Annotated in this window: 18 protein-coding genes; 8 read left to right on the forward strand and 10 right to left on the reverse strand. The window is 71.6% G+C overall.

Annotation, left to right across the window (positions count from 1 at the left end; genetic code table 11):
- Position 1 precedes the first annotated feature (1 nt).
- From WFJ01_RS01385 to WFJ01_RS01400, 4 genes are all read left to right on the forward strand, one after another.
- On the forward strand, positions 2-1,237 hold the full coding sequence (locus tag WFJ01_RS01385; RefSeq protein ID WP_336627985.1) for a benzoate/H(+) symporter BenE family transporter: 1,236 nt from the start codon (positions 2-4) through the stop codon (positions 1,235-1,237).
- Between the two features lie 242 nt (positions 1,238-1,479).
- The gene (locus WFJ01_RS01390; RefSeq protein WP_336628190.1) at positions 1,480-2,364 is read left to right on the forward strand and encodes an ABC transporter ATP-binding protein; all 885 of its coding nucleotides are present in this window, start codon (positions 1,480-1,482) and stop codon (positions 2,362-2,364) included.
- Positions 2,361-3,470 carry an ABC transporter permease gene (locus WFJ01_RS01395; RefSeq protein ID WP_292883124.1) on the forward strand — a complete coding sequence of 370 codons (1,110 nt, stop codon included), beginning with the start codon at positions 2,361-2,363 and terminating at the stop codon, positions 3,468-3,470. Before WFJ01_RS01390 ends, WFJ01_RS01395 begins: the two co-directional genes overlap by 4 nt.
- Before the next feature lie 268 nt (positions 3,471-3,738).
- Positions 3,739-4,323, forward strand: coding sequence for a nitroreductase family protein (locus WFJ01_RS01400; protein ID WP_292883121.1), 585 nt, complete (start codon positions 3,739-3,741; stop codon positions 4,321-4,323).
- A 219-nt stretch (positions 4,324-4,542) separates the two neighbouring features.
- Here the strand turns inward: WFJ01_RS01400 and WFJ01_RS01405 are convergent, their stop codons facing one another.
- Positions 4,543-6,360, reverse strand: coding sequence for a glycoside hydrolase family 15 protein (locus tag WFJ01_RS01405; RefSeq protein ID WP_295033347.1), 1,818 nt, complete (start codon positions 6,358-6,360; stop codon positions 4,543-4,545).
- 131 nt (positions 6,361-6,491) lie between these two features.
- Between WFJ01_RS01405 and WFJ01_RS01410 the strand changes: the two genes are divergently transcribed.
- Entirely contained in the window at positions 6,492-7,862 is a 1,371-nt protein-coding gene (locus tag WFJ01_RS01410; RefSeq protein WP_336627986.1) for a glucose-6-phosphate dehydrogenase, read from the forward strand.
- A 139-nt stretch (positions 7,863-8,001) separates the two neighbouring features.
- Complete coding sequence (locus WFJ01_RS01415; RefSeq protein WP_336627987.1) at positions 8,002-9,339, forward strand: MFS transporter; 1,338 nt, start codon at positions 8,002-8,004, stop codon at positions 9,337-9,339.
- 248 nt (positions 9,340-9,587) lie between these two features.
- Here the strand turns inward: WFJ01_RS01415 and WFJ01_RS01420 are convergent, their stop codons facing one another.
- Complete coding sequence (locus tag WFJ01_RS01420) at positions 9,588-10,586, reverse strand: AsnC family transcriptional regulator (RefSeq protein WP_292883109.1); 999 nt, start codon at positions 10,584-10,586, stop codon at positions 9,588-9,590.
- An 87-nt stretch (positions 10,587-10,673) separates the two neighbouring features.
- Here WFJ01_RS01420 and WFJ01_RS01425 point away from each other — a divergent pair, with 87 nt between their 5' ends.
- Together WFJ01_RS01425 and WFJ01_RS01430 are read left to right on the forward strand one after the other, a co-directional pair.
- On the forward strand, positions 10,674-12,176 hold the full coding sequence (locus tag WFJ01_RS01425; RefSeq protein WP_336627988.1) for a hypothetical protein: 1,503 nt from the start codon (positions 10,674-10,676) through the stop codon (positions 12,174-12,176).
- Positions 12,173-13,255, forward strand: a complete 1,083-nt coding sequence (locus tag WFJ01_RS01430; RefSeq protein ID WP_336627989.1) for an alpha/beta hydrolase family protein — start codon at positions 12,173-12,175, stop codon at positions 13,253-13,255. Before WFJ01_RS01425 ends, WFJ01_RS01430 begins: the two co-directional genes overlap by 4 nt.
- A gap of 235 nt (positions 13,256-13,490) precedes the next feature.
- Here the strand turns inward: WFJ01_RS01430 and WFJ01_RS01435 are convergent, their stop codons facing one another.
- The 8 genes from WFJ01_RS01435 to WFJ01_RS01470 form a co-directional block, all read right to left on the reverse strand.
- A complete protein-coding gene (locus WFJ01_RS01435; RefSeq protein WP_336627990.1) occupies positions 13,491-14,858 on the reverse strand; it encodes an 8-oxoguanine deaminase in 1,368 nt (455 codons plus the stop codon).
- Positions 14,859-15,097: 239 nt separating this feature from the next.
- A complete protein-coding gene (locus tag WFJ01_RS01440; protein ID WP_442928025.1) occupies positions 15,098-16,612 on the reverse strand; it encodes a nucleobase:cation symporter-2 family protein in 1,515 nt (504 codons plus the stop codon).
- Positions 16,613-16,877: 265 nt separating this feature from the next.
- Complete coding sequence (locus tag WFJ01_RS01445; RefSeq protein ID WP_292883094.1) at positions 16,878-19,100, reverse strand: ATP-dependent Clp protease ATP-binding subunit; 2,223 nt, start codon at positions 19,098-19,100, stop codon at positions 16,878-16,880.
- 186 nt (positions 19,101-19,286) lie between these two features.
- A complete protein-coding gene (gene allB, locus WFJ01_RS01450; protein WP_292883091.1) occupies positions 19,287-20,675 on the reverse strand; it encodes an allantoinase AllB in 1,389 nt (462 codons plus the stop codon).
- 78 nt (positions 20,676-20,753) lie between these two features.
- Positions 20,754-21,479, reverse strand: a complete 726-nt coding sequence (locus WFJ01_RS01455) for an aspartate/glutamate racemase family protein (protein WP_251443021.1) — start codon at positions 21,477-21,479, stop codon at positions 20,754-20,756.
- A gap of 21 nt (positions 21,480-21,500) precedes the next feature.
- On the reverse strand, positions 21,501-23,030 hold the full coding sequence (locus tag WFJ01_RS01460; protein WP_336627991.1) for an NCS1 family nucleobase:cation symporter-1: 1,530 nt from the start codon (positions 23,028-23,030) through the stop codon (positions 21,501-21,503).
- A 173-nt stretch (positions 23,031-23,203) separates the two neighbouring features.
- Positions 23,204-24,217 carry a LacI family DNA-binding transcriptional regulator gene (locus WFJ01_RS01465; protein WP_251443026.1) on the reverse strand — a complete coding sequence of 338 codons (1,014 nt, stop codon included), beginning with the start codon at positions 24,215-24,217 and terminating at the stop codon, positions 23,204-23,206.
- A gap of 223 nt (positions 24,218-24,440) precedes the next feature.
- Complete coding sequence (locus tag WFJ01_RS01470) at positions 24,441-25,577, reverse strand: glycerate kinase (RefSeq protein WP_292883079.1); 1,137 nt, start codon at positions 25,575-25,577, stop codon at positions 24,441-24,443.
- Between the last annotated feature and the right edge of the window lie 19 nt (positions 25,578-25,596).

The raw sequence follows: 25,596 nt of genomic DNA on the forward strand, positions 1-25,596 counted from the left end.
CATGGCCGACACCGCGAGCGCCCCGCACGCCCACCCGCGCAGCCCGCTCTCCCGTCCGATCATGGCCGGCGTCGTGACCGCGCTCGTCGGGTTCACCAGCTCCTTCGCCGTCGTGCTCACCGGCCTCGCCGCGGTCGGCGCGAACCACGCGCAGGCGGCGAGCGGCCTGCTCGCGCTCAGCCTCACGATGGGCGCCGCCTGCATCGTGCTGGCGTGGCGGTACCGCATGCCGATCACCGCGGCCTGGTCGGCCCCGGGTGCCGCGCTGCTCGCCGCTTCCGGGGCGGCGGGCGGGGCGGGCGCCGGGATCGACGGGGGCTGGCCGGCGGCCGTCGGAGCGTTCCTCATCGTCGCGGGGCTGGTCCTGCTCACCGCCCTCGTGCCGCAGCTCGGGGCGCTCATCGCCGCGATCCCGCCGTCGATCGCGCAGGCGATGCTCGCGGGCGTGCTGCTGCCGCTCTGCCTCGCCCCGATCACCGGACTCGCCGCGAACCCGTGGGGCGTGATCCCCGTCGTGCTGACCTGGCTCGTGTTCGCCCGGCTCGCGCCGCGGTGGGCCGTGCCGCTGGCGTTCCTCACGGCGACCGTCGTCATCGTCATCGGGATCGCGACCGGTGCTCCGACGGGCGCTCGGGCGGCCGTGAATCCCGCCGCGCTGCTCCCCCGCGTCGAGCTGACGGCGCCGACGTTCACGGTCGGCGCGCTCGTCGGCATCGCGCTGCCCCTCTTCATCGTGACGATGGCGTCGCAGAACGTCCCGGGCGTGGCCGTGATGCGCAGCTTCGGCTACGAGGTGCCCTGGCGCCCGGCGATGCTGGTGACCGGCATCGGCACCGCCCTCGGCGCTCCCGCCGGCGGGCATGCGATCAACCTCGCCGCGATCAGCGCCGCCCTCGCGGCGGCGCCCGACGCGGAACCGGATCCGAAGCGCCGCTGGATCGCCGGTGTCTCCACGGGCGTCTCCTACCTGGTGCTGGGCGGCTGCTCGGCGGCCTTCGCCGCGCTCGTGGCGCTCGCACCGACCGCCGTGATCCCGGCCGTGGCCGGCCTCGCCCTGTTCGGCGCCTTCGGATCCGCCGTGCAGCAGGCGATCGACGACCCCGGCGAGCGCACCCCCGCGGTGGTCACCTTCCTCGTGGCCGCGAGCGGGATGGCGTTCTGGGGCGTCAGCGCCGCGTTCTGGGCGCTCCTCGCCGGCCTGCTCGTGCGCGGCGCCCTGCACCTCGGTCGCCGCTGAGGCGGCACCCACGGGTCCGCAGGGCGCGGGGGCGCAGGGCCGGGCGCGCGGGCTCAGGGCGCGGGCGCGTGGGACGCGGATCCGCAGGGGCCTGGTGACGCCGGACGACGAGGGGCGGACGCCCCCGGGTCCGCCTCCCGGATGACGCCGCGGAATCCGCCGCAGGGGGGATGCCCCGCCCGGCGCCGCTGAATACCGTTGCTGTCATGACCACAGTGCTCACCCGCACCACGACCACGGGGCTGCTCGAACTCGAGGGCCTCACCAAGAGCTACGGCACCCGCCGGGTGCTCGACGACGTCTCGTTCCGCGTCGAGCCGGGCCGGCTCACGGGCTTCGTCGGCGGCAACGGCGCCGGCAAGACCACCACGATGCGGATCGTGCTCGGCGTGCTCGGGGCCGATGGCGGCAGCGTCCGCCTGGGCGGGCACGACGTCGCCGCCGCCGACCGCCGCCACTTCGGCTACATGCCGGAGGAGCGCGGCCTCTATCCGAAGATGAAGGTGCTCGAGCAGGTCGCATACCTGGCCCGCCTGCACGGCTTCGGCAAGGCCGACGCCACCGCCCGCGGCGAGGCGCTGCTGGTCGAACTCGGCCTCGGCGAGCGCCTGCACGACACGATCGAGTCGCTCTCCCTGGGCAACCAGCAGCGGGCGCAGATCGCGGCGGCGCTCGTGCACGACCCCGAGGTGCTCATCCTCGACGAGCCGTTCTCGGGCCTGGATCCGCTCGCCGTCGACGTCGTGGCCGGCGTGCTGCAGACGCGGGCGGCACAGGGGTCGTCGATCCTGTTCTCCTCGCACCAGCTCGACGTGGTGGAGCGCCTGTGCGACGACCTCGTCATCATCGCGGGCGGCACCATCCGCGCCTCGGGGTCCCGCGAGGAGCTGCGCGCTCAGCATTCCTCCCCCCGCTACGAGCTCGTCTCGGATGCGGACGCGGGATGGATCCGGTCCGAGCCGGGCATCACGGTCGTCGATTTCGAACGCGGCACCGCCGTCTTCGACGCCGAATCCCCCGACGACGCCCAGCGCGTGCTCCGCACCGCGCTCCAGCACGGGGTCGTGCACGCCTTCACCCCGCAGCGCCCGTCCCTCGCCCAGATCTTCAAGGAGGTCATCCAGTGAGCACCTCGACCACCCCGAGCACCGGCGGGCTGTCCGTCGGCAACGGCGTCTTCCTCGTCGCCGAGCGCGAGATCGGATCCAAGCTCCGCAGCAAGGCGTTCCTGATCTCGACCGGGATCCTGCTGCTCATCGCCCTCGCCGGCGTGCTCATCGGCGGTTTCATGAGCAAGAACACCACGGAGACGGCCGTCGCGGTGACCTCCGAGACCGCCCCGGCGGTGCACGGCCTGCCCGGCCTGAAGCTCACCGAGGTGGCGGACACCACGGCCGCCGAGAAGCTGGTCCGGGAGGGGAAGGTCGAAGCCGCGCTCATCCCCGCGCCGGGCGACACGTCGTTCGGCTTCGAGATCGTCGCGCTGAAGAGCGCCCCCAGCAGCCTCCAGAGCATGTTCGCCAAGACGCCCAAGGTCACCCTGCTCGCGCCCGACACGACGAACCCGCTGCTGCGGTACCTGGTGGCGATCGGGTTCGGGGTGGTGTTCCTGATGGCGGCGTCGACCTTCGGCGCGACCATGGCGCAGAGCGTCGTGGAGGAGAAGTCGACGCGGGTGGTGGAGCTGCTGCTCGCGGCGATCCCCGCGCGGGTGCTGCTGGCCGGCAAGGTCATCGGCAACACGGTGCTCGCGATGGCGCAGATCCTCGCCCTCGCGGCGATCGCGGTGGTCGGTCTCATCGTCACCGGGCAGAACGCGGTGCTGGAGGGTCTCGGCTCGCCGCTCGTCTGGTTCGCCGTCTTCTTCCTCTTCGGCTTCGTGCTGCTGGCCTCGCTGTTCGCCGCCGCCGGCGCGATGGTCTCCCGCCAGGAGGACATCGGATCCACCACGATGCCGATCACGATGCTGGTCATGGCGCCGTACTTCCTCGTGATCTTCCTCAACGACAACCCGGTGGCGATGACGATCCTGTCGTACATCCCGTTCTCGGCGCCGGTCGCGATGCCGGTGCGCCTGTTCGTCGGCGAGGCGCAGTGGTGGGAGCCGCTGGTGTCGCTGGTGATCCTGCTCGTCTCGTGCGTGGTCGCGATCCTCGTCGCCGCGAAGATCTACGAGAACTCCCTGCTGCGCATGGGCGGCCGCGTGAAGCTGTCCGAGGCCCTGAAGGGCTGAGGGGCTCGCTCGCGGGGGTCGGCCGGACGGCTGGGCCCCGCTGCGCTCCCCGAACGGCCGCGAGACCGAACCTCCGTCCCGAGACCGACGATCAGAACGTCGGTCTCGGGACGCGGGTTCGGTCTCGCGGTCTTGTCGGGGCGGCACCGGGGATCCGGGAACGCGGCGGATCCGGTTCCGGGAATATTCACACGCATGGATCGTTAGCCTCAGGGTACGGACGATGAGGTCCGGCGCCCCGAGAACAGATCCGAAAGGCCTCATCACCATGAGCACTCCCGCCCTCGACCGCACCGCGGTCACCGACGCCCCGATCCTCGACGTGCTCGCCGAGCGCTGGAGCACCCGCATCTTCGACCCCGCCTCCACGATCGACGAGGAGGCCCTGGCCAGCGCGCTGGAGGCCGCCCGCTGGGCCCCGACGGCCGCGAACAGCCAGCCCTGGCGCGCGATCGTCGCCCGCCGCGGCTCCGCGGCGCACGGCAAGGTGCTCGGCAGCCTGATGGGCTTCAACAGCGCCTGGGCCGGCGACGCCGCCCTGCTCGTCGTGTTCGTCGCCGAGACCACCCGTGACGACCAGCCCATGCCGTGGGCGCTGTACGACACCGGCCAGGCCGCCGCGCACTTCACCGTGCAGGCGCACGCCAACGGCCTGTCCACGCACCAGATGGGCGGCTTCGACCGCGACGCCATCTCGGCCGCGTTCGAGCTGGGCGCCGAGTTCACCCCGATCTCCGTCATGGCCGTCGGCGAGCTCGGCGACATCCGCACGGCGAGCGAGGAGATGCAGCAGCGCGAGAACGCGCCGCGCGTGCGCCGCCCCATCGCCGAGACGGTCATCGTCAACGACTGATCCCCGGGATCCGAAACGCCCCCTCCGCCCGCCGGAGGGGGCGTTCGTCGTCCGGCGCGCCCCCTTCCTCCCCGCGCCCTGCCGTCCGAGAACAGGCAGATCGTCCCGGAGCAGGCGGATCCCGGCGGATCCACCTCATCTCGGTCGATCGACCGGTGCTCGGTCACTGCTGATCGGGGGCCCCGGGCCAGATGCGGGCCTGACCCGGCGTCGGTCGCGTCAGCGCTTGCGGTGGCGGCGCGCGGCGAGCGCGTCCGCGGCGCGGATCAGCGACAGGTGCGAGAACGCCTGCGGGGTGTTGCCCACCTGGCGGCGCCCGATCGGGTCGTACTCCTCGCTCAGCAGGCCGACGTCGTTGCGCAGCCCGCACAGCCGGTCCATGAGCGCCTCGGCCTCGGCGGTGCGCCCGGTCACCGCGTACTGCTCGACGAGCCAGAACGAGCACGCGAGGAACGGATGCTCGGATCCCGCGAGACCGTCCACGCCCGTCGCGGTGCGGTACCGCATCACGAGTCCGTCGCGCATCAGGGTCTGCTCGATCCGCTCCACGGCGGCGAGCATGCGCGGGTCGTCCGGCGCGCAGTACCCGGTGCGCGGGATGAGCAGCAGCGCCGCATCCACCTCGTCGGTGCCGCTGTGCTGCACGAAGCACCCGTCGCGCACGCCGTGCTCGTCGATCTCGGCACGCAGCCGATCGCGCACCTCGCGCCAGCGGTCGGCCGGTCCGTGCAGGCCGTCCTTCTCGACCGCGCTCACGCCGCGGTCGAACGCCGCCCACAGCGACACCCGCGAGTGCGTGAAGAACTGCGGATCCCCGCGGATCTCCCACATGCCGTTGTCGGGCCGATCCAGCTGCTTCTCGGCCTGCCGCAGCATCACCCGCTGCAGCGACCACGACCGCTCCGACTCCGCGAGACCGGCGCGCCGCGCGGCGCCGAGGGTCATCAGCACCTCGCCGAACACATCGGCCTGGAACTGCTCCGCCGCGCCGTTGCCGACACGCACCGGGACGGATCCCGCGTATCCGGGAAACGACGGCATGTCGCGTTCGCGCAGGTCGCGCTCCCCGGCGAGCCCGTACATGATCTGCAGGTCGGCCGGATCCCCGGCCACGGCCCGCAGCAGCCAGTCGCGCCACGCCCGCGCCTCGTCGGCGAGGCCGTGACCGAGCAGGGCCTCGAGGGTGAGGGCGGCGTCGCGGAGCCAGACGTAGCGGTAGTCCCAGTTGCGCTCCCCGCCGAAGTCCTCGGGCAGCGACGTGGTCGCCGCCGCGGCGATGCCTCCGGTCTCGCGGTTCGTGAGCGCCCGGAGGATGAGCAGCGATCGCCGCACGTCCTCCTGGTGACCGCCCTCGTGGGCGATCCCGTCGGCCCAGTCGCGCCACCACGCCGCGGTCTCCCGTCCGGACGCACCCACGTCGAGCGGAGGCGGCGCGGGTCGATAGGACGGGAACCAGGTCAACGTGAGCGCCGCGTGCTCCCCCGCCCCGACCTCGACCGTGCCGACGTGGCTGTGCCCGTGCGGGTACAGCGCACCGCCGCGCACCACGACGGCGTCGGGCCCCGCCGTCGCCGTGAGCTCGGGGGCGAGATCGGTGCCGGTCTGCCGCACCCACGGCAGCGCCCGCGCGTAGTCGAACCGGAACCTCAGCTCCTGCCGGAACGCCATCCGCCCGCTGACACCCGCGATCCGCCGGATCACGTCGGTGCGGTCGCCGCCCTGGGGCGCGGGGGCGCCCGTGGTGCCGTCCCGGGGCGGAATCGGCATCCACTCGGTGACCTCGGCGACGCCCTCGGCGCTCTCCCACCGGGTCACCAGGCAGAACGTGTCGCCGTCGTACCGCCGGGTCGCGGTGGCGTCGGGATCCGCCGGCCGCAGCGTCCAGTGCCCCTGCTCGACGTCGCCGAGCAGGGATCCGAACAGCGACGCCGAGTCGAGCCGCGGCGCACAGAGCCAGTCGATGCTCCCGGCTCGGGAGACCAGCGCCGCCGTACGTCCGTCACCGAGCAGCGCGTAGTCCTCGATCGGTGCACTCATGAGCGCAGTCTGCCACCCGGCGCTCTGCGGATTCCGCGAGCCCGCCCCGCGAGTCCGAGCCCGATCTTCCGAGAAGCAGGATCCGGCCGCGCCGGGCGACAAGCACGCGAGACGGAACGTATCGTGGGCGCATGACCGCCCCGACGACGCTGCTCATCCTCGGCGCATCCGGAGACCTCACGTCCCGGCTCCTCCTGCCCGCGATCGCCCAGCTGCTGCAGCGCCAGCCCGACCGCCGGCTCGTGCTGCGCGGAGCGGGGTCCGACGACTGGTCCGACGAGCGCTGGCAGGAGGCCGTGCGCACCGCCTTCGCCACGGTCGGCGCCGACGACCAGGTCGCCCGGGTCGCCGGCACGACCTACGCGCAGGCGGACGTCACGGACCACGACGCGCTCGCGGCGCTCATCGGGGACGCCGATGGCCCTCTCGTGATCTACTTCGCGCTGCCGCCCGCCGTGGCGGTCGCCGCCTGCGAGAAGCTCCTCGACATCCCGCTCCCCGCCGGGACGGTGCTCGCGCTGGAGAAGCCGTTCGGGAACGACGAGCGGAGCGCCGCGGCGCTGAACGCCCTCGTCACCCGGATCGTCCCGGAGAACCAGGTCTTCCGCGTCGACCACTTCCTCGGCCGGTCCACGATCCTCAACATCATGGGCGTGCGGTTCGCGAACCGGCTCGTGGAGCCGGTGTGGTCGGCCGATCATGTCGAGAAGGTCCTGATCCGCTACGACGAGGCCCTCGCCCTGGAGAACCGCGCGCGCTACTACGACAAGGCGGGCGCCCTCGTCGACATGATCCAGAGCCACCTCCTCCAGGTGCTCGCGATCCTCGCCATGGAGCAGCCGGCGGATCTGGACGAGATCGATCTGCGCGACGCGATGGCCGCCGCCCTGCGCGCCACCCGCATCGTCGGCGACGACCCCGCCCGCTCGACCCGCCGCGCCCGCTACACGGCCGGCACGAGCGGCGACCGCCCCGTGCCCGCCTACACGGACGAGCAGGGCGTCGACGCCTCCCGCGACACCGAGACGCTCGCCGAGATCACGTGCGAGGTCGACACGGCGCGCTGGGCCGGCGTTCCCTTCACCCTGCGCAGCGGCAAGGCGCTCGGGGAGCGCTGCGCCGAGATCGTCGTCACGTTCCGCCCGGTGCGGCACATCCCCGGCGGCCTCACCGGGACGCCCGCGGACGGCGGCGTGCTGCGCTTCTCCCTCGGCCCCGACCGGATCGAGCTGGAGCTCAACGTGAACGGCGGCGACGATCCGTTCGCGCTGCGCCGCGACGTGCTCTCCACCGAGCTCGGCAAGGGCACGCTGCTGGCCTACACCGAAGTGCTCAGCGAGATCCTCGACGGCGATGTGGCCCTCTCCGTCCGCGGCGACGCGGCCGAGCAGTGCTGGCGGATCATCCAGCCCGCCCTCGACGCCTGGCGCTCGGGCGCGGTGCCGATGCAGGAGTATCCGGCCGGGTCCACGGGCCCGGAGGACTGGGCGACGACGCGCTGATTCCGGGATCCCCGCCGTCCCGGGTCCGTCCCTGCGGCATCGGGCGGAGCGCGGCGGATCCGACGCATCCCGACGGCCCGCATGACGGATCCCCCGCATCGGGCCGTCGGATCCGCACGAGCACCCCTACGATCGGCCCATGACCGCGCTCCCTCGTCGCGTCAGGGTCGGCTACGCCCTGGGCGGCATCGCCTCCGGCACCTACGGCACCGTCCCGGGCCTCATCCTGATGCCGTTCCTCACCGATCTGCTCGGCGTGCAGGCGGCGCTCGCCGGCATGATCGTGTTCGCCCCGAAGGCCTGGGACTTCTTCCTCAACCCGATCGCCGGGCGCATCAGCGACCGCTCGCGCAACGCAAGCGACCGACGGCGACCGTTCATCCTGCGCGCGGGCATCCTGCTCGCGCTCGCGTTCGCGGCCATGTTCTTCGGCCCCACGGCCCCGCCGGTCGCGGCCGCCCTGTGGGTGCTCGTGGCATTCCTCGCTTCGGCGACCGTGTACGCCTTCTTCCAGGTGCCGTATCTGGCGATGTCGGCCGAGATCACCGACGACTACACCGAGCGCACCCGGATGATCAGCTGGCGCGTGATCGTGTTCACCCTGGCGATCCTCGCATCGGGGGCCGCGGCCCCGGCGCTCGTGGAGGGGTTCGGCGGCGTGACCGGCTACCGGATCATGGCGGTGGCCATGGCCGTGCTCATCCTCGTCGGCACCGCGGGCGTGTGGCTCGGCACCCGATCGGTCCCGCTCACGCGGGGAGAGGAAGCGGAAGGGAGGCTGTTCTCGCAGCTCGCGATCGTCCTGCGGGACGCGGACGCGCGGATGCTGATCATCGCGTTCGTGCTGCAGGCCGTCGCGATCGGCATGGTGCTCGGCGGGGTCGTGTACGTCGCCCGGCACGTCGTGCACGACCCCGCGATCGCGACCTACAGCTTCGTGTGCTTCGTCGCTCCCGCGATCGTGCTCACCCCGATGTGGAGCCGCCTCGGATCCCGCCTCGGCAAGAGACGCGGATTCGCGGTGGCGACCGCCACCATGGCGGTCGGCCTGGTCGCGCTGCTCGCGGCGCGCACCGGGGAGGCCGTCCCGCTGCTCGCCGCATCGGGCATCGTCGGCATCGGCTACGCCGGGGCGCAGTTGTTCCCCCTGGCGATGCTGCCCGACCTCGCCGCCGAGGACGCCCGCCGCAGCGGCGCCAACCGCATCGGGATGATCTCCGGCGTGTGGTCGGGGTTCGAGCTCCTCGGCTATGCGCTGGGTCCGGCGCTGCTCGGACTCGTGCTCACGCTCGGCGACTACCGGGCATCGACCGGGGACGCGGGGCCGCAGCCCGACAGCGCGCAGTGGGCGATCGTGCTCGGCGTATCGCTCGTCCCGGCCGCGCTGTGCCTGCTCAGCCTGATCCCGCTCTCCCGGTACCGCCTCGACGACCGGCTGCGTGCGGCCGCGGATCCGGTCGCCGCGCGCAGCCGCTGAGCCTGCCGCGTCAGGGGCACCGGCGCGGCCGGGGTGTGCCTCTCCCGGCGAGGCAGGGCTGTCTCTGCGCGCCTTCCTCGGTGTTGTCCAGGATCTTCGGACGGATCCGGCGCATCTCTCCGAAGATCCTGCACATCTCCGAGCGAGGTGCGCCGCCGGGGCGAGCGGATCCGACCGCCCCGAGCAGCCGCTGAGACTGCCGCGTCAGGGGCACCGGCGCGGCCGGGTCCTGGGCGCACGCAGATCCGTCACCAGCGGGGCGGGATGCGCGCGATCGACCGCCCCGATGCGTCGAGCTCGTGCCCGTTGCGCTTGACCGGGCGCAGCACCGTCCACCGGTCGACGATCTCGACGTCTCCGCCCCACGCCCTCTCGATCGCGGGCAGCGCCGTGAGCGACCGCGCCCGTACGCACGCGAAGAGCGGCGCCGGCCCCACGGCGACCCCGGCGCGATGCACCTCGGGCAGCCGGGCCGCGCGGATCGACGCCGCCTCGGGATCCGCGGAACGCGCCCACAGCACGGCGCCCCGGCGGTAGCCCGCCGCAGGCATTGCGAGGTCGCAGCCGAAGCGCAGGAGCCCGGCCGAGGTCGCGCGATCGACCGCACGCCGCGCCGTCGCCTCCGAGACGCCCAGGCGCGCGCCGAGCACGGCCGACGGCATGCGCGGATCCTCGTCCAGCACGTCGGCGATCTCGGCGACCGTCTGCGGCTTCGGCAGGCGGACCGCCTCGGCGGAGGGCCTGCCCCCGGCCTCGCGCGACGGACGCACGACGCGCTGCTGCGCGGCCGAGAGCACGGGCAGCCGCCAGGTGGAGTCCTCCGCCGAGACGCTCGCGGCGACGTCCATCCGCAGCACGGTCGCGTCCGTCTCGAGCGCGCGCACGCGCTCGCCCAGCTGGGGGAGCCCCTCGGACGCGGCGACGAGCAGCAGCAGACCGGCCGAGGTCTCGTCGACGCCCAGCACCCACGGCCGCCGCACGGCCGCCGTGCGCGCTTCGTCCGTGATGCCCGGGTGCAGCAGCACGAGCGCGAGATCGGTGGTCGAGGCCCAGCGCTCCGCCGTGGGCCAGGCGGTCAGCCAGGCCAGCCCCTCCTCGCGCAGTGCGCTCCAGTGCCGCACCACGGTGGCGGCGTCCACCCCGATCGCCGCGGCGATGCGCGTCCAGGGCGCCCGCGCGTCGACCTGGAGGGCGTGGACGAGGGCGAGGTCGATCTCGTCCAGCCCGCGCGGATCCGTCGTCTCCATGTGACGAAGACTACGCATGAAGAGCGTAGGAATGAAGGTTTCGAGTCAACAGGATCCAGAATCGAGTCGGAATCCTACGCTCACCTCATGAGCTTGACGACGGATCGGATCCTGGCCACCATCGAGGATCTCGTCGCGCTCGCCCCTCGCGCCACGGGAACCCCCGGGGGCGCCGCCGCGGCGGAGTATGTCGAGGGCCGATTCGCCCGCGCGGGCCTTGCGACCGAGGTCCTCGAGGTGCCGTCGTTCGCGTGGCGGGCGACGGAGTGCCGTGTGACGACCGGGGCCGACGGCACGGAGGAGCTCGAGGTGCCGAGCTCGCCGATCCTGCACTCCGCCCTGCCGGCTCATGACTGGACCGGCGAGGCGCGGCACCTCATCGACGCCCCCGTCGTCGACATCGGCGCCGACCGCGTGCGCCGCCACGACGTGCGCGGCGCGATCGTGCTCTTCGACCTCACCTTCGACATGACGCTCGCGCACACGCTGCCGCTCACGCTCTTCCTGCACGACCCCGGCCGACGCGTGCTGCGACGCGACGTGCTGCGCAGCCGCAACCCCTACGTCACCTCGCTCGCCCGCACGATGCGCGACGCGGCGGCGGCAGGCGCCGTCGGCGTCATCGGCGTGCTGCGCGACTACCCCGACTCCCTCGGCTACCACAACGAGTACTACCGGCGGACCCTGTTCCGCCTGCCCGGCGCCTGGGTGACCCGCGCCGGCGGAGCGCGGCTGCGGGCCGCGCTCCGCCGCACGCCACGTGCAACCCTCACCCTCGGCGTCGAGCGCTCCGAGGTCGTCTCCCGCACCGTGATCGGGGTGCTGCCGGGTGCCGACAGCCCGGACGGCGTCGCGCACGACCGCTCCGGCAGCTCCCGCGCGTCGAGGACCGGCACTCCGCGCGGCGACGCCATCATGATCCAGTCGCACCACGACTCGGCGGGCGACGGCGCCGTCGAGGACGCCTCGGGGGCGGCCGAGGTGATCGCCCTCGCCGAGCACTTCGCCGCGCTGTCCCGCGCGGGGCGACCGCCTCGCAAGACGCTGCTGTTCACGACCTTCGACACGCACTTCACCGGCTACCAGGCCCATCGCGAGTTCGCCCGCCGGCACGTGCTCGCACCGGATGCCCGCTGGCGGATCGTGCTGAACGCCACGATCGAGCACATCGGCCTGAGGGCCGTGGAGGGATCCGACGGCGGGTTCGAGAACACCGGCGAGACCGAGCCGCGCGGCATCTTCCTCAACGTCAATCCGGCGTTCACGGCGCGCATCGCGGGGCTGATCCGCCGTCATCGGATGCACGCCACCAGCATCCTCGGTGCCGGTCTGCTCGAGTTCTTCGCGAGCGGGATCCCGACCGACGCGTCGTTCACCTTCGTCTCCGGCGTGCCCACCGTCAGCCTCATCTCGGGTCCGCTCTACCTGTACGACGACGCCGACACGATCGATCGCATCGACGTCGCCCAGCTCGAGCCGGTGGCGCGGTTCTTCGCCGACGTCGTGGAGGACGCCGATCGGCACCGCGGCGCACTTCTCGGCACGATGCCCGCGGGCCTGCGCCGGCTGCTGCCCCGGGGGCGCTGGTGAACGGCGAACGGGCCGAGGACGGATCCGGACCGGGTGCCGGCGGTCCCGATCCCGGCTCCGGCATCCGGCACGGGTCGACCCGCATCGTGCGCTTCGACGGGGAGGAGGCACCGGAGACCGGGATCCTGCACCTGCCGCACACCGCTGCTCCGGCCGGGGGCTACCCGGTCGTCGTGTTCGGGCACATGACGACCGGAGGGTCGCCGCGCTCCGCCCCGAGCCTCGGTCACCCCGGCCACCCGGAGTGGCGGCGCATGTCGCAGGGCGACGCGCTGTGCGACCTGCTGCTGCGGCGCGGGATCGCCGTGCTGCGACCGGACTACCCCGGAATCGGCGGCCCCGGCGTGCATCCGTACCTGCTCGGCCGTCCCCTCGGCGGTTCGCTGCGCGCGATGGTGCGCGCTCGGCGCACCCTGGACGACCGGCTCGGCGACGACTGGGTCGCCGCGGGGCACTCCGAGGGCGCGGTCGCGGCACTGTTCGCCGGCACCGCACCGGAGCCGGACGACCGCAGCCGGCTGCGCGGTGTCGCGGCCGTGACCCCGGTGACCCGGATGGACCTCAGCATCCGCTGGTCGCTGGGCATGCCGGGCGCGATGCCCGGATCCGGCGTCGTCTCAGCGCTCATCGGGCTCATGCTGCGCGGGGCGGCCACCGCGGATCCCGCCCTGGCGGCGCTCCTGGAGGGACAGGGCCTCAGCCCCGCCGCACGCGCGGCCCGGCGCGACCTCGACCGCCTCTGCCTCACCGAGCTCGCCGCGCGCGACTCGTGGGGTGGCATCCCACCGGGCCGCATCGGCGGGGCCGACGGATCCGCGCTTTTCGCGCGCCTGTACGCCTCGTTCCGCGAGAACGAGGTCGCCGCGCTCTCGGGGTTCCGCTCCCCCGTGCGGATCGACGCCGCACGGTTCGACGAGGTCGCCCCGGCGCCCTTGAGCGCCCGGCTGCTGCGCGCGTACCGGCGGGCCGGCGTCGACCTCACGGCACGCTGGTGGCCGTCGCACCACTCCGGCACGATGCGTCCGCAGCACGCCCCGCCGCACGTCGCCGCATGGATCGCGGAGCGCTTCCAGGACTGACGTGTCCGGCGAGCAAGCCCCCGGGGTCGTTGAGCGAGCACCGAACGCAGCGAGGAGCAAGACGAAACGCGGTCACCCGGCGAGGGCACCGCGTTTCGTCTCGGGCGGCTCCGCCGTCCTCACTCAACGACCCCTGAGGGAACGGGCGGCTCCGCCGTCCTCACTCAACGACCCCTGAGGGAGCGGGCGGCTCCGCCGTCCTCGCTCAACGACCCCTGGGCCGGTTCGACGCCGCTCAGCCGTGGCGGGCGAGCAGGCGGCGCGCCGCCGCGCTGTGGTCGGCGATGAGCTGGGGCACGTCGAGGCCGACGATCTGCCCGTCGAGCACGCGCCAGGAACCTCCGACCATCACCCGGTCGGCGCGCTCCGCGCCGCACAGCAGCAGGGCCGCGAGCGGGTCGTGGCTGCCCGAGAAGCGCAGCTCGTCGAGGGTGAACATCGCGAGGTCGGCCTGCTTGCCCGGGGCCAGCACGCCGATGTCGCTGCGGCCGAGGGCGCGCGCCGACCCCTGGGTCGCCCAGTTCAGGGCGTGCTCGGGGGTCACCGCGGCGGCGCCGTAGCGCAGGCGCTGCAGGTAGAGGGCCTGGCGCACCTCCATCATCATGTTCGAGCCGTCGTTCGATGCGGATCCGTCGACGCCGAGCCCGACGGGGACGCCCGCGGCCTCGAGCTCGACCGCCCGCGCGATGCCCGAGGCGAGGCGCATGTTCGAGGTCGCGCAGTGCGAGACCGCCGTGCCCGCCGCGCCGAGGCGCGCGATCTCGGCGTCGTCGAAGTGGATCCCGTGCGCGAGCCAGGTGCGATCGCCGAGCCAGCCGACACTGTCGAGATAGTCGACCGTGCGCCGGCCGAACATCTCCCGGCAGAAGTCCTCCTCGTCGATCGTCTCCGCGAGGTGGGTGTGCATGCGCACGTCGAGCCGCTCGGCGAGCGCGGCCGTGTCGCGCATCACGCCGGTGGTCACCGAGAACGGCGAGCACGGGGCGAGTCCGATCTGCACGAAGGCGCCCTCGCCGCGCTCGTGGTACGCGCCGATGAGGCGCTCGCTGTCGGCGAGGATCACGTCGGGATCCTGCACCGTCGACTGCGGCGGCAGTCCGCCGTCCTTCTCCCCGAGCGACATGGATCCGCGGGTCAGGGTCGCGCGCATGCCGAGGCGCTTGACGACGTCGACCTGCACGTCGATGCCGTCCTCGAGCCCGGCCGGGAAGAGGTAGTGGTGGTCGGCCGCGGTGGTGCAGCCGCTGAGCAGCAGCTCGGCGAGCGCGGCGGTGGTCGCGAGCTCGAGATCGCGCGGCGTGAGTCCGGCCCAGACGCCGTAGAGGCCCTTCAGCCAGGGGAACAGCTCGGCGCTGACGACCGGCGTCCAGGCCCGCGTGAGCGTCTGGTAGAAGTGGTGGTGTGTGTTGATGAGGCCGGGGATGATCACGTGGCGCGACGCGTCTACGGTCTCGTCGACGGGCACGGTCGGCGATCCCCCGGCGGGCACGGCTTCGAGGATGCGCGACCCCGAGACGACGAGGCCGCCGCGCGCATCGGCGGCGTCTCCGGTGTGGATGCCGAGCGGGTTCTTCAGCCAGACGGTGCGAGCGGATTCGGACATTGAGCAGACTCCCTGTGAGTGGTGCGGAGCCGGGGCCCGGCCCCGAAGGGGCCAGCTCAGTGTGTGACCTGTCTGCTGATCCAGGTGCGCCTCCGTCGGCGGAGGCACTCAAGATCTATCACGACCCCGACGAAGAGGTCAACAGTTTTTCCAGATGACGGATGAGACTTTCCGTGATGCGAATGCAAGCGCCCCTCGCCCCGAGGCGGGACGAGGGGCGCTCACGCACGCAGGGAGCGTCAGTGATCCGAGCGCGTGATGGCGACCTCGTTGCCCTCGCGGTCGACGATCTTGCCGTCGATGATCGAATCGCCGTCTTCGAAGGCGTCCAGGTACGCGACCGGGATGCTGCGCGTCGGCGCCGAGACGAAGGCGTTCTTGCGCTTGGCGCTGCCGAGGTGGTTGAACAGCAGATTGAGCAGGATCGCGGTGACCGCGGCCGAGCTGATGCCGGAGTGGAAGATCGTCACGAACCAGGCGGGCATCGCGTGGTAGATGTCCGGCTTCGCGATCGGCAGCATGCCCACGGCGAGCGACGTCGCGACGATCACCAGGTTCATGTTGTCCTTGTACTCGACCTTCGCGAGCGTCCGGATGCCCGAGGCCGCGACCGACCCGAACAGCACCAGGCCGGCGCCGCCGAGGACGGGCTGAGGGATGGCGCCGACGACGCGGCCGAGCACGGGCAGCAGACCCAGGATGACGAGCACGCCACCGCCGGCGGTGACCACGAAGCGGCTCTTGACTCCGGTGATCGCGACCAGGCCGACGTTCTGCGCGAAGGCCGACTGCGTGAACGTGCCGAAGATCGGCGAGACCGCGCTGGAGAGCATGTCGGCGCGCAGGCCCGCGGCGATGCGCTTGGAGTCGACCTTGGTGCCGACGATGTCGGCCACGGCGAGGATGTCGGCGGTGGTCTCGGTCAGCGTCACCAGGATCACGATGAACATCGAGATGATGGCCGCGATCTCGAAGGTCGGCATGCCGAACCCGAAGATCTGCGGGAGGGCGAAGATCTCACCCTGCCCCACCTTGCTGAAGTCGGCCTTGCCGAGGAAGACCGCGATGATCGTGCCGAGCACGATCGCGAGCAGGATCGCGAGCCGCGAGATCGCCCCCACCGGGATCTTGCTGAGCACGAGCACGATCACGAGGGTGATCGCCGCCAGCAGCAGGTTCTCCGGCAGCGCGCCGTCCGCCGGGTTCGCGCCGGGGCCGTAGATCCAGCCGGCCGCGACGGGCAGCAGGCTGAGACCGATCGTGGTGATCACCGTTCCCGTCACGACCGGGGGGAAGAACCGGATGATCGTCGCGAAGATCGGGGCGATGAGCAGGCCGATCACTGAGGCGGCGATGACGGATCCGAAGACCGACGGCAGCCCGCCGCCGCTCGTGACGATCGCGCCCATCGTGGCGACACCGGCGAACGAGACGCCCTGCACGAGCGGCAGCTGCGATCCGAAGAACGGGATGCCGACGGTCTGCAGGATCGTGGCGAGTCCGCCCATGAACAGGCACGCGGCGATGAGGACGCCGATCTCGGCGGGCTTGAGGCCCGCGATCTGCCCGATGATGAGCGGCGGGGCGATGATGCCGCCGTACATCGTGAGCACGTGCTGGATGCCGTAGCCGATGGTCGCGCCGATCGGCAGTCGTTCGTCCTCGGGGCGGACGAACTCCTTCTTCTGCTTGGTAGTCAATTCGACCTCTTCGTCGTGGGGCAGGCACCGGGTGAGCCGAGCGCCGGCCGGCATGCAGCGCCTGTGCGGCGATACGGTGCGGGCGCTCCGTCCGCCTCGCGATACGGGGCGGACTGCTGTGGGTCCTGGTGCGTCTCCGGCTCTGGAGACTCCCTCAGGCTAGCGGCGGCCCCCTTCGAGAGTCAAGTATTTTTTCCGAATCTCGGATTGTCCTTTCCGCTATACGGATATTTGAGATTCCTCGTCGCGTCGCACCCTGCGCAAGAAAAGGGCCCGGATCAGGGAGATCCGGGCCCCTTCGGGCGAAGCGCGAGCGGCGTCAGTCGTCGAGAAGCTCGGCCTCGATGGTGTCGTCCTCGGGCTCGTCGTCCACCGGCTGCGGGGCCGTCGGCCCGTCACTGGTGAGCACGAGGGAGGATCCGTCCGCGGCGACGTCGACCCGCACGAGGTCGCCGTCGTGCACCCGGCCGGAGAGCAGCGCCGACGCCAGCCGGTTCTGCACCTCGTTCTGGATGAGACGGCGCAGCGGCCTCGCACCGAACACCGGATCGTAGCCGCGCTCGGCGAGCCACGCACGCGCGTCCGGCGTGACCGCGAGCGTGAGCCGGCGATCGGCGAGACGGCGCTGCAGCTGGTCGATCGTGAGCTCCACGATCTGCGCCAGGTCGTCCTCGGTGAGCGCGGAGAACATCACGATGTCGTCGAGACGGTTGATGAACTCGGGCTTGAACGCCTGCCGCACGAGCGCCATCACGGCCTCGCGCTTCTCGTCGGACGAGAGCGTGGGGTCGATGAGGATCGGGGATCCGATGTTGCTCGTGAGGATCAGGATGACGTTCGAGAAGTCGACCGTGCGCCCCTGGCCATCGGTGAGCCGGCCGTCGTCCATGACCTGCAGCAGCACGTCGAACACCTCGGGGTGCGCCTTCTCGACCTCGTCCAGCAGCACGACGCTGTAGGGGCGCCGCCGCACGGCCTCGGTGAGCTGGCCGCCCTGCTCGTAGCCGACGTATCCCGGAGGGGCACCGACGAGTCGCGAGACCGAGTGCTTCTCGCCGTACTCCGACATGTCGATGCGCACCATGGCGTGCTCGTCGTCGAAGAGGAACTCCGCGAGAGCCTTGGCGAGCTCGGTCTTGCCGACGCCCGTGGGACCGACGAAGAGGAACGAGCCCGTGGGGCGCCCCGGATCGCTGATCCCGGCGCGCGAACGCCGCACCGCGTCGGAGACCGCGGTGACGGCCTCCTTCTGCCCGATCAGGCGCCGGCCCAGCTCGCGCTCCAGGTGCAGGAGCTTCTCGCTCTCGCCCTGCAGCAGCCGGCCTACGGGGATCCCGGTCCAGGCCGCGATCACGGCCGCGATGTCCTCGTCGGTGACCTGCTCGTTGACCATGCGGGGCTCGTCGCTCTGCGCGTCCGCCTGCCGCTCGGCATCGGCGAGCTGCGCCTGCAGCTGCTTGATGGTCTCGTACTCGAGCTTCGACGCCTTCACGTAGTCGGCGTCGCGCAGCGCCCGGTCGCGCTCGGTGAACGCCTCGTCGAGACGCTTCTTCAGGTCGCCGACCCGGTTCAGGCCGCCCCGCTCGCGCTCCCAGCGGGCCTCGAGGCCCGCCAGCTCCGCCTCGGACTCGCGCATCTGATCACGCAGCTTCGCGAGACGCTCCTTGGAGGCCGCGTCCTTCTCCTTCTTCAGCGCGAGCTCCTCGAGCCGCATCCGGTCGACCGACCTCTTCAGCTGGTCGATCTCGACCGGACTGGAGTCGATCTCCATCTTGAGCCGGCTCATGGCCTCGTCGATGAGGTCGATGGCCTTGTCCGGCAGCTGGCGGCTGGGCAGGTAGCGGTTCGACAGCGCGGCCGCCGCGACGAGCGCGGAGTCGCTGATCGTGACGCCGTGGTGCGCCTCGTAGCGCCCCTTGAGCCCGCGCAGGATCGCGATCGTGTCCTCGACGGAGGGCTCGCCCACGTACACCTGCTGGAACCGGCGCTCGAGGGCCGCGTCCTTCTCGATGAACTCGCGGTACTCGTTGAGCGTGGTCGCGCCGATGAGGCGCAGCTCGCCGCGGGCGAGCATGGGCTTGAGCATGTTGGAGGCGGCGACGGATCCCTCTCCCCCGCCCGCGCCCATGAGCACGTGCAGCTCGTCGATGAAGGTGATGACCCGGCCGTCGGACTCGGTGATCTCCTTGAGTACGCTCTTCAGGCGCTCCTCGAACTGGCCGCGGTACATGGCCCCGGCCACGAGGGCGGAGATGTCCAGGGAGACGAGCTCCTTGTCCTTGAGCGATTCGGCCACGTCGCCGGCGACGATGCGCTGGGCGAGCCCCTCGACGACCGCGGTCTTGCCGACGCCCGGCTCTCCGATGAGCACCGGGTTGTTCTTCGTGCGCCGGGTGAGCACCTGGCTCACGCGACGGATCTCGGAGTCGCGCCCGATCACCGGATCGAGCTTTCCCTGACGTGCGCGGTCGGTCAGGTTGATCCCGAACTGCTCGAGTGCCGACTGCTGTTCTTCCTGCGGTGCCTGCTGCGGGGTGGCCATTCGTCCTCCTGGAGTCTCCTTGCGATGTTGCGGAAGAGCCGGATCCGCCGACTCCTCAAAGTTGAGTTGATAAGACTCAAGTTTAACGGACGGCCCGCTTCAGGGCAAGGCCCGGAAACACAGAGTCGTGCCCCTCAGCACGACCGTGGAGTGGTGCTGAGGGGGACGACTCGGGGTGGTGGAGGGTCAGTCCTCCTCGACCATGCCGCGACGGAGCAGACGCCCGCGCGGGTTCTCGAAGTCGATCGGGGTGCCGTGCAGGTAGGTCTTGCGCACGCGTCCGGCGAGCGCCTTGCCGTTGTACGGGGTGAGCGGGTTCTTGTGGTGCAGCTTGGTCACGTCCACCACATAGGCGTCGTCCGCGGCGAAGATCGAGAAGTCCGCGTCATAGCCGGGGGCGATGCGCCCCTTGCCCGTCAGGCCCGCGAACTGCGCCGGCTTCTCGCTCATCCATCCCACGACGGTCTCGAGCGACAGGCCCCGCTGACGCGCCTCGGTCCAGATCAGCGACAGGCCGAGCTGCAGCGACGCGACGCCGCCCCAGGCCACGGCGAAGTCGCCGTTCTCCAGATCCTTGAGGTCGAGGGTCGAGGGCGAGTGGTCCGACACGATGAAGTCGATCGTGCCGTCCTCGAGCCCCTGCCAGAGCAGCTCGCGGTTGCCGGCCTCGCGGATCGGCGGGCAGCACTTGAACGCGGTCGCCCCCAGCGGGACCTCCTCGGCGGTGAGCGTGAGGTAGTGCGGGCAGGTCTCGACCGTGAGCCGGATGCCGTCGTGCTTGGCGGAGCGCAGCATCGGCAGTGCGTCCGAGGAGGACAGGTGCAGGATGTGCGCGCGGGCTCCCGTCCAGCGGGCGCGCTCGATGACCTCCGCGATCGCGAGGTTCTCCGCGCCGCGCGGACGCGAGGCGAGGAACTTGGAGTAGTCGTCGCCGTCGGGCTTGGGTGCGCGGTCGATGGCCCGGGAGTCCTCGGCGTGCACGATCATGACCGAGTCGAAGGTCACGAGCTCGCGCATGTCCTCCTCGAGCTCGTCGGGATCCAGCGGCGGGAACTCGTCCACCCCGCTGTGCAGCAGGAAGCACTTGAAGCCGAAGGCCCCGGCATCGTGCAGTCCCCGCAGCTTGTCGATGTTGCCCGGCACGGCACCGCCCCAGAAGCCCACGTCGACGTGCACCTGGTCGCGCGCGACGTCGCGCTTGATGTCCAGCGCTTCGACGTCGATCGTCGGCGGGATGCTGTTCAGGGGCATGTCCAGGATCGTGGTCACACCGCCCGCGGCTGCCGCCTTGGTCGCCGAGGAGAAGCCCTCCCACTCGGTGCGACCCGGCTCGTTGACGTGCACGTGCGTGTCCACCAGACCCGGGATCAGGGTCTCGTCGTCTTGGAGCTCGATGATCTCGTCGCCCGCGAGGTTGTTGCCGAGGGGCTGCATCGCGACGATCACGCCGTGCCGCACCCCCACCTCGCGGGGTCGGATCCCCGAGCTGGTGAGGACCCGCTCGCCGCGGATCACCAGATCATAGTGCTCGCCCGTCGGGTCGAGCGAGGCGTGTTCTTCGGTCTCCTGGGACATGTCCGCGGATTCCCTTCTGCCGGCGACGTCGCCGGCGTTGTGGCGTGGTGGGTGAGGCTGGTTCGATTGTGCTCCGCGTCAGCGGGCCGTCGCCGGGAATCCGGTGATCCGCTTCGGCCGGGGCTGCGCGTAGGTGCGCACCTTGGAGGTGGAAAGGCCCAGGTTCACCAGGCCCTCCGCGACAGCGACCGCGGCCTGGACGCCGTCCACGACCGGGACGCCGCAGAGCTCGACGACGCGGTCCTTGAGCTCGGCCATCCCGCCGCAGCCGAGCACGATGACCTCGGCGCGGTCGATCTCGACCGCCTTCTGCGCCTCGGCGGCGATCGCCTCGACCGCGCGCTCCGGATCCGACTCGAGCTCGAGCACGCTCATCCCCGACGAGCGCACCGACGCGCAGCGGTCGTGGAGGCCGCCGAGGATCAGCCGGTCTTCGATGAGCGGCACCGTGCGGTCGAGCGTGGTGACCACCGAGTACGAGCGGCCGAGGAACATGGCGGTCGAGGCCGCCGCCTCGGTGATGTCGACCACCGGCACGGTGAGCAGCTCCTGGAGCCCCTCCCGTCCGTGCTCGCCGTATCCGGCCTGGATGACCGCGTCGTACTCGCCCTCGTAGCGGACGACCTTGTCCATGACCGCGATCGCGGCGAGGTAGCTCTCGAAGTTGCCCTCGCAGCTCTCGGCGCCGAAGTCGGGCGTCAGGCCGATGATCTCCGTGCCCGGCGACGCGGCGGCCCGCGCCGCCTCGGCGATGGCGTCGGTCATCGCCTCGGTGGTGTTGACGTTCGCGATCAGAATGCGCATGTTCGGTGTCCTCGTCGGATCTCAGTGGCCGGCCTTGACGGCGATCGCCGCGCCGTCGACGTCGTGGAAGGGTCCCCTGCGGTCGGCGATGATCGCGTAGATGATCGCGGCGGATCCGGCCGCGACGAACCAGGAGAAGTCGCTGACCGGGTGGAAGACCGGCAGGAAGGTGAACAGCAGCGCGATCGCGCCCGAGATCACCAGGGCGATGACCGCACGAGGATTGAAGCCCTTCGCGTATGCGTACTCGCCGATCGGGGAGTCTGAGTAGAGCTGCGGCACGTTGATGCGCTGCTTCTTGACCAGCCAGTAGTCGACCATGATGATCCCGAACAGCGGGCCGAGCAGCGCGCCGAGGCCGCCGAGGAAGACGCCGATCACGACCGGCGAGTTGTACATGTTCCACGGCGTGATCACGAGGCCGATGACGGCGGAGATGAGCGCCGCGCGGCGGAAGTTCAGGTGCCGCGGGAACAGGTTGTTCAGCGCGTACGTGGGGGCCACGAAGTTGGCCATGAGGTTGACCGCGATGGTCAGCGCGATGAGCGCGAGCGAGGCGAGCACGAGCAGGAACGTGTTCGGGATCGCGGCGACGACCTCGGACGGCGACGTGATGAGCCGGCCGTTGATGCTGAAGCTGCCGCCGGTGAGCACGACCACGATCACGCCGAAGAACAGCATGTTGATCGGGATGCCCCAGAAGTTGCCCTTGACGATGGCCCTGCGGGACTTCGCCCCGCGGGTGAAGTCGCAGAAGTTCAGCACGAACGTGCCGTAGATCGAGACCCACAGGGAGGCGGCGCCGAGCATCTTGATCCACACGTCGGAGCCGGTGGCCGTCTCGGTCGGCGCCCAGTTGACCTGGAATCCGGACTGCACGAGCACCCAGACCGCCAGGATCACGAACGTGGCGAGGATGATCGGGCCGGCGAAAGCCTCGTACTTGCGGATCATCTCCATGCCGTAGCTCACGATGACGACCTGGATGATCCACAGCACGATGAACGTGATCCAGCCGAGGGCCGAAAGGCCGAGGAAGGATCCGGACTGCATCGTCTGCAGACCGGGGAAGATCGCGATCAGCACGACCTGCAGCACCTGGGAGGCGAGGTAGGTCTGGATCCCGAACCAGGCGATCGCGACGATTCCGCGCAGCAGCGCCGGGATCTGAGCGCCGTGGATGCCGAACGCGATGCGGCTCATGACCGGGAACGGAACACCCGTCTTCTCGCCCATGAAGCCGGACAGGCTCAGCAGCAGGAACAGGAACAGTGCGCCGAACCCGAGCGCGCCGAGGATCTGGCCGCCGGTCAGGCCGAGCGAGAACAGGCCGATCGCGAACGCGTAGTTGCCGAGGCTGTGCACATCGTTGGCCCAGAGGGTGAAGATGCTGTACGCGCTCCAGTGCCGGCTCTCGCGGTCGGTCGGCGCCAGGTCGCTGTTGTACAGGCGCGGGCTGATGCCCGCCTGCACCGCGAAGACGCTGGACGGCGCCTCGTCGAGGCCCTCGGAGGCCCGACTCGGAACGTGGATGTGGTCGTTGGACGTCATTGTGATTTGAACCCCTCTCGACGGCGACAGTGCCGTCGACACTCGATTTCACAATCCGGAAGACTGATTTCGGATAGAGATACAGTCGCTCTCGGACGCGGAGGTTGCAACATCGTTTGCATAATTTGGACGACTTCCGGTGCGCACCGCGGTCGACGACCGCCGCTCCGGGATCACGAGGCCGGCTCGGACCCCGGTCGCCGCCGTCCGGTCGACGCGCGCTCGACCAGGTCGAACTCGAGCCGCAGATGCGAGGTGAGCGGCGCGGCGCTGTTCAGCCGGCGCTCCAGCAGCCGCGTCAGCTGCGACGCCCAGACCTGCAGGTTCGCCTTCATCGCCGTGATCGGCACCACGGCGCGCTCGGCGATGACGCTGTCCATCATGTTCGCGACGAGCACGTCGTCGGGCACCCGGAGCCCGCGCGCCTGGACCGCCTCGATCGCCCCCACCGCGAACACGTCCGAGGAGGTGAGGAAGGCATCCGGCGGCGTCGGCGTGCGCAGCAGCGACTCCGCCGCCGCGGCACCCCCCTGCTGACCCCGCACCGGCTCCAGCTCCCTCACCAGCACCGGCAGCCCGCGCGAGCGCATCTCCTGGATGTAGACGCCGGCGATCGACTCCAGGTACGTGTTCTGCGTCGAGCCCACGATCAGCGCCGGGCGGCGTGCGCCGCGCTCCAGCAGGTGCTCGAGCAGGGTGCGCGCGTTGGCGACGTGATCGGCGCTGATCCACCACGCGAACTCCTCGTCGTCCGGATCCCGGTCCAGCGTCACGGTCGGGATGCCCCGCTGCACGAGCGCACGGAGCACCTCGTCCCCCCGGCGGGGATGCAGCAGCACGAAGGCGTCGAGGCGGCCGACCTGGGCGCCGATGTCGTCGAGTGTGAGGAACGAGGAGACGGAGAAGCCCGCGCCCAGCAGGGCCACGAGCACGGCGCCGGCGACGGACGTGAACGCGTCGGATCCGGATGCGAATCCGGGGATGGCCTCCGGCGGGCGCAGCAGCAAGCCGACGGTGCGCTGGCCGGCGTCGCGCTCCATCACGAAGCCGAGGTCGAACGCGGCCTTGAGCACCGCGGCCTTGGTCGCGGGCGACACCGGACGGTGCCCGCTGAACGCGTGCGAGGCCGTCGTCGGCGAGACACCGGCCAGGGCGGCGACGTCACGCAGACGCGGGCGCTCCGTCATGTGTCCACCTCGTCTTCGAGACCGTTCACCACATCCTCGGGATCGTTCACCGGCCTCCGATCCTACGCGCCGGCGACGACGGGAGCACACGGGGTCGTTGAGCGGGCACCGGCGGCGACGACGGGAGCGTTCCCGGGGTCGTTGAGCGAGCGCCGGCGCAGCCGGAGCGAGACGCGCGTCCTCGCTCACCGCCCCCAGGCGAGAGCACCGGGCCGGCGGACGCTCAGCGCTGCGGCACGAGCTCGCCGAGCTCGGCGCCGATGCGGCGCCCGACCTCGGTGAGCAGAGCGACCGCCTCGGCCATGCTGCGGGCCGGATCCGGCTCCAGTTCCGCGAGCGCGTAGACCCGCTCGAACCCGGCGGCGCGGGCCGCCTCGGCGCTGAGCGTCGAGCGACCGCACACCGCGATGACCCCGATCCCCGCCGCGCGCGACGCCGCCGCGACCCCGAGCGGCGTCTTGCCGCCGAGACTCTGGTCGTCGAGGCTGCCCTCGCCGGTGATCACGAGATCGGCGCCGACCAGGGCCTCGGCGAGGCCCGTGAGGCGCTGAACGACCTCGACGCCGGGTTCGCGCCGGGCGCCGAGGGCCGCGAGCGCGGCATAGCCGACGCCGCCGGCGCCTCCTGCCCCCGGCAGCTCGGTCGCGGCGCGGATGCCGGGCTGGCGCTCGAGCAGCGCGGAGTAGCGGGCCAGCGCGGCGTCGAGGGCGGCCACGTCGTCCGGGCTCGCGCCCTTCTGCGGGCCGAACACCGCCGGCGCCCCCCGCTCGCCGAGCAGCGGGTTGTCGACGTCGCTCGCCAGCACGATCTCCACATCGGCGAGACGCGGATCCAGGCCAGAGACGTCGGCCTCGGCGATGCGGCTCAGCGCGCCGCCTCCCCCCGGAAGCTCCTGCCCTTCGGCGTCGCGCAGAGAGACGCCGAGCGCCTGGAGCATCCCCGCTCCGCCGTCCGTGTTGGCACTGCCGCCGATGCCGAGCACGATGCTCGTCGCACCGTGATCGAGCGCCGCGGCGATCAGCTCGCCGGTGCCGCGGCTGGTGGCTCCGAGCGCGTCCTTGACGCCGCCCGGAAGCTGGTCCAGCCCGCTCGCGGCCGCCATCTCGATGATCGCCTGCGTGCCGCGCACCCCGAACCGCGCCTGCACCGGCTGCCCTGTGGGGCCGGTCACCGTCGCCGTGACCTCCTCGAACCCGGCGGCCAGGGCCGCGTCGACCGTGCCCTCTCCGCCATCGGCGACCGGCACCGCGTCGATGGCGACGTCCGGCGCGACGGCGAGGATCCCCTCCGCGAGTGCGGAGGCCACCTGCGGGCCCGTGGCCGAGCCCTTGAACTTGTCCGAGGCGATCAGGATGCGCATGCGTCTACCCTTCCAGTCT

Source organism: Microbacterium sp. MMO-35, from assembly GCF_037147555.1.
Taxonomy (GTDB): Bacteria; Actinomycetota; Actinomycetes; order Actinomycetales; family Microbacteriaceae; genus Microbacterium.

What these genes read in the sequence shown, in the direction of transcription:
- WFJ01_RS01385 (WP_336627985.1), top strand. Translation starts at nt 2, where the DNA reads ATGGCCGACACCGCGAGCGCCCCGCACGCCCACCCGCGCAGCCCGCTC.
- WFJ01_RS01400 (WP_292883121.1), top strand. Translation starts at nt 3,739, where the DNA reads ATGAGCACTCCCGCCCTCGACCGCACCGCGGTCACCGACGCCCCGATC.
- WFJ01_RS01405 (WP_295033347.1), bottom strand. Translation starts at nt 6,360, where the DNA reads ATGAGTGCACCGATCGAGGACTACGCGCTGCTCGGTGACGGACGTACG.
- WFJ01_RS01410 (WP_336627986.1), top strand. Translation starts at nt 6,492, where the DNA reads ATGACCGCCCCGACGACGCTGCTCATCCTCGGCGCATCCGGAGACCTC.
- WFJ01_RS01415 (WP_336627987.1), top strand. Translation starts at nt 8,002, where the DNA reads ATGACCGCGCTCCCTCGTCGCGTCAGGGTCGGCTACGCCCTGGGCGGC.
- WFJ01_RS01420 (WP_292883109.1), bottom strand. Translation starts at nt 10,586, where the DNA reads ATGGAGACGACGGATCCGCGCGGGCTGGACGAGATCGACCTCGCCCTC.
- WFJ01_RS01425 (WP_336627988.1), top strand. Translation starts at nt 10,674, where the DNA reads ATGAGCTTGACGACGGATCGGATCCTGGCCACCATCGAGGATCTCGTC.
- WFJ01_RS01435 (WP_336627990.1), bottom strand. Translation starts at nt 14,858, where the DNA reads ATGTCCGAATCCGCTCGCACCGTCTGGCTGAAGAACCCGCTCGGCATC.
- WFJ01_RS01440 (WP_442928025.1), bottom strand. Translation starts at nt 16,612, where the DNA reads ATGCCGGCCGGCGCTCGGCTCACCCGGTGCCTGCCCCACGACGAAGAG.
- WFJ01_RS01445 (WP_292883094.1), bottom strand. Translation starts at nt 19,100, where the DNA reads ATGGCCACCCCGCAGCAGGCACCGCAGGAAGAACAGCAGTCGGCACTC.
- allB (WP_292883091.1), bottom strand. Translation starts at nt 20,675, where the DNA reads ATGTCCCAGGAGACCGAAGAACACGCCTCGCTCGACCCGACGGGCGAG.
- WFJ01_RS01455 (WP_251443021.1), bottom strand. Translation starts at nt 21,479, where the DNA reads ATGCGCATTCTGATCGCGAACGTCAACACCACCGAGGCGATGACCGAC.
- WFJ01_RS01460 (WP_336627991.1), bottom strand. Translation starts at nt 23,030, where the DNA reads ATGACGTCCAACGACCACATCCACGTTCCGAGTCGGGCCTCCGAGGGC.
- WFJ01_RS01465 (WP_251443026.1), bottom strand. Translation starts at nt 24,217, where the DNA reads ATGACGGAGCGCCCGCGTCTGCGTGACGTCGCCGCCCTGGCCGGTGTC.
- WFJ01_RS01470 (WP_292883079.1), bottom strand. Translation starts at nt 25,577, where the DNA reads ATGCGCATCCTGATCGCCTCGGACAAGTTCAAGGGCTCGGCCACGGGC.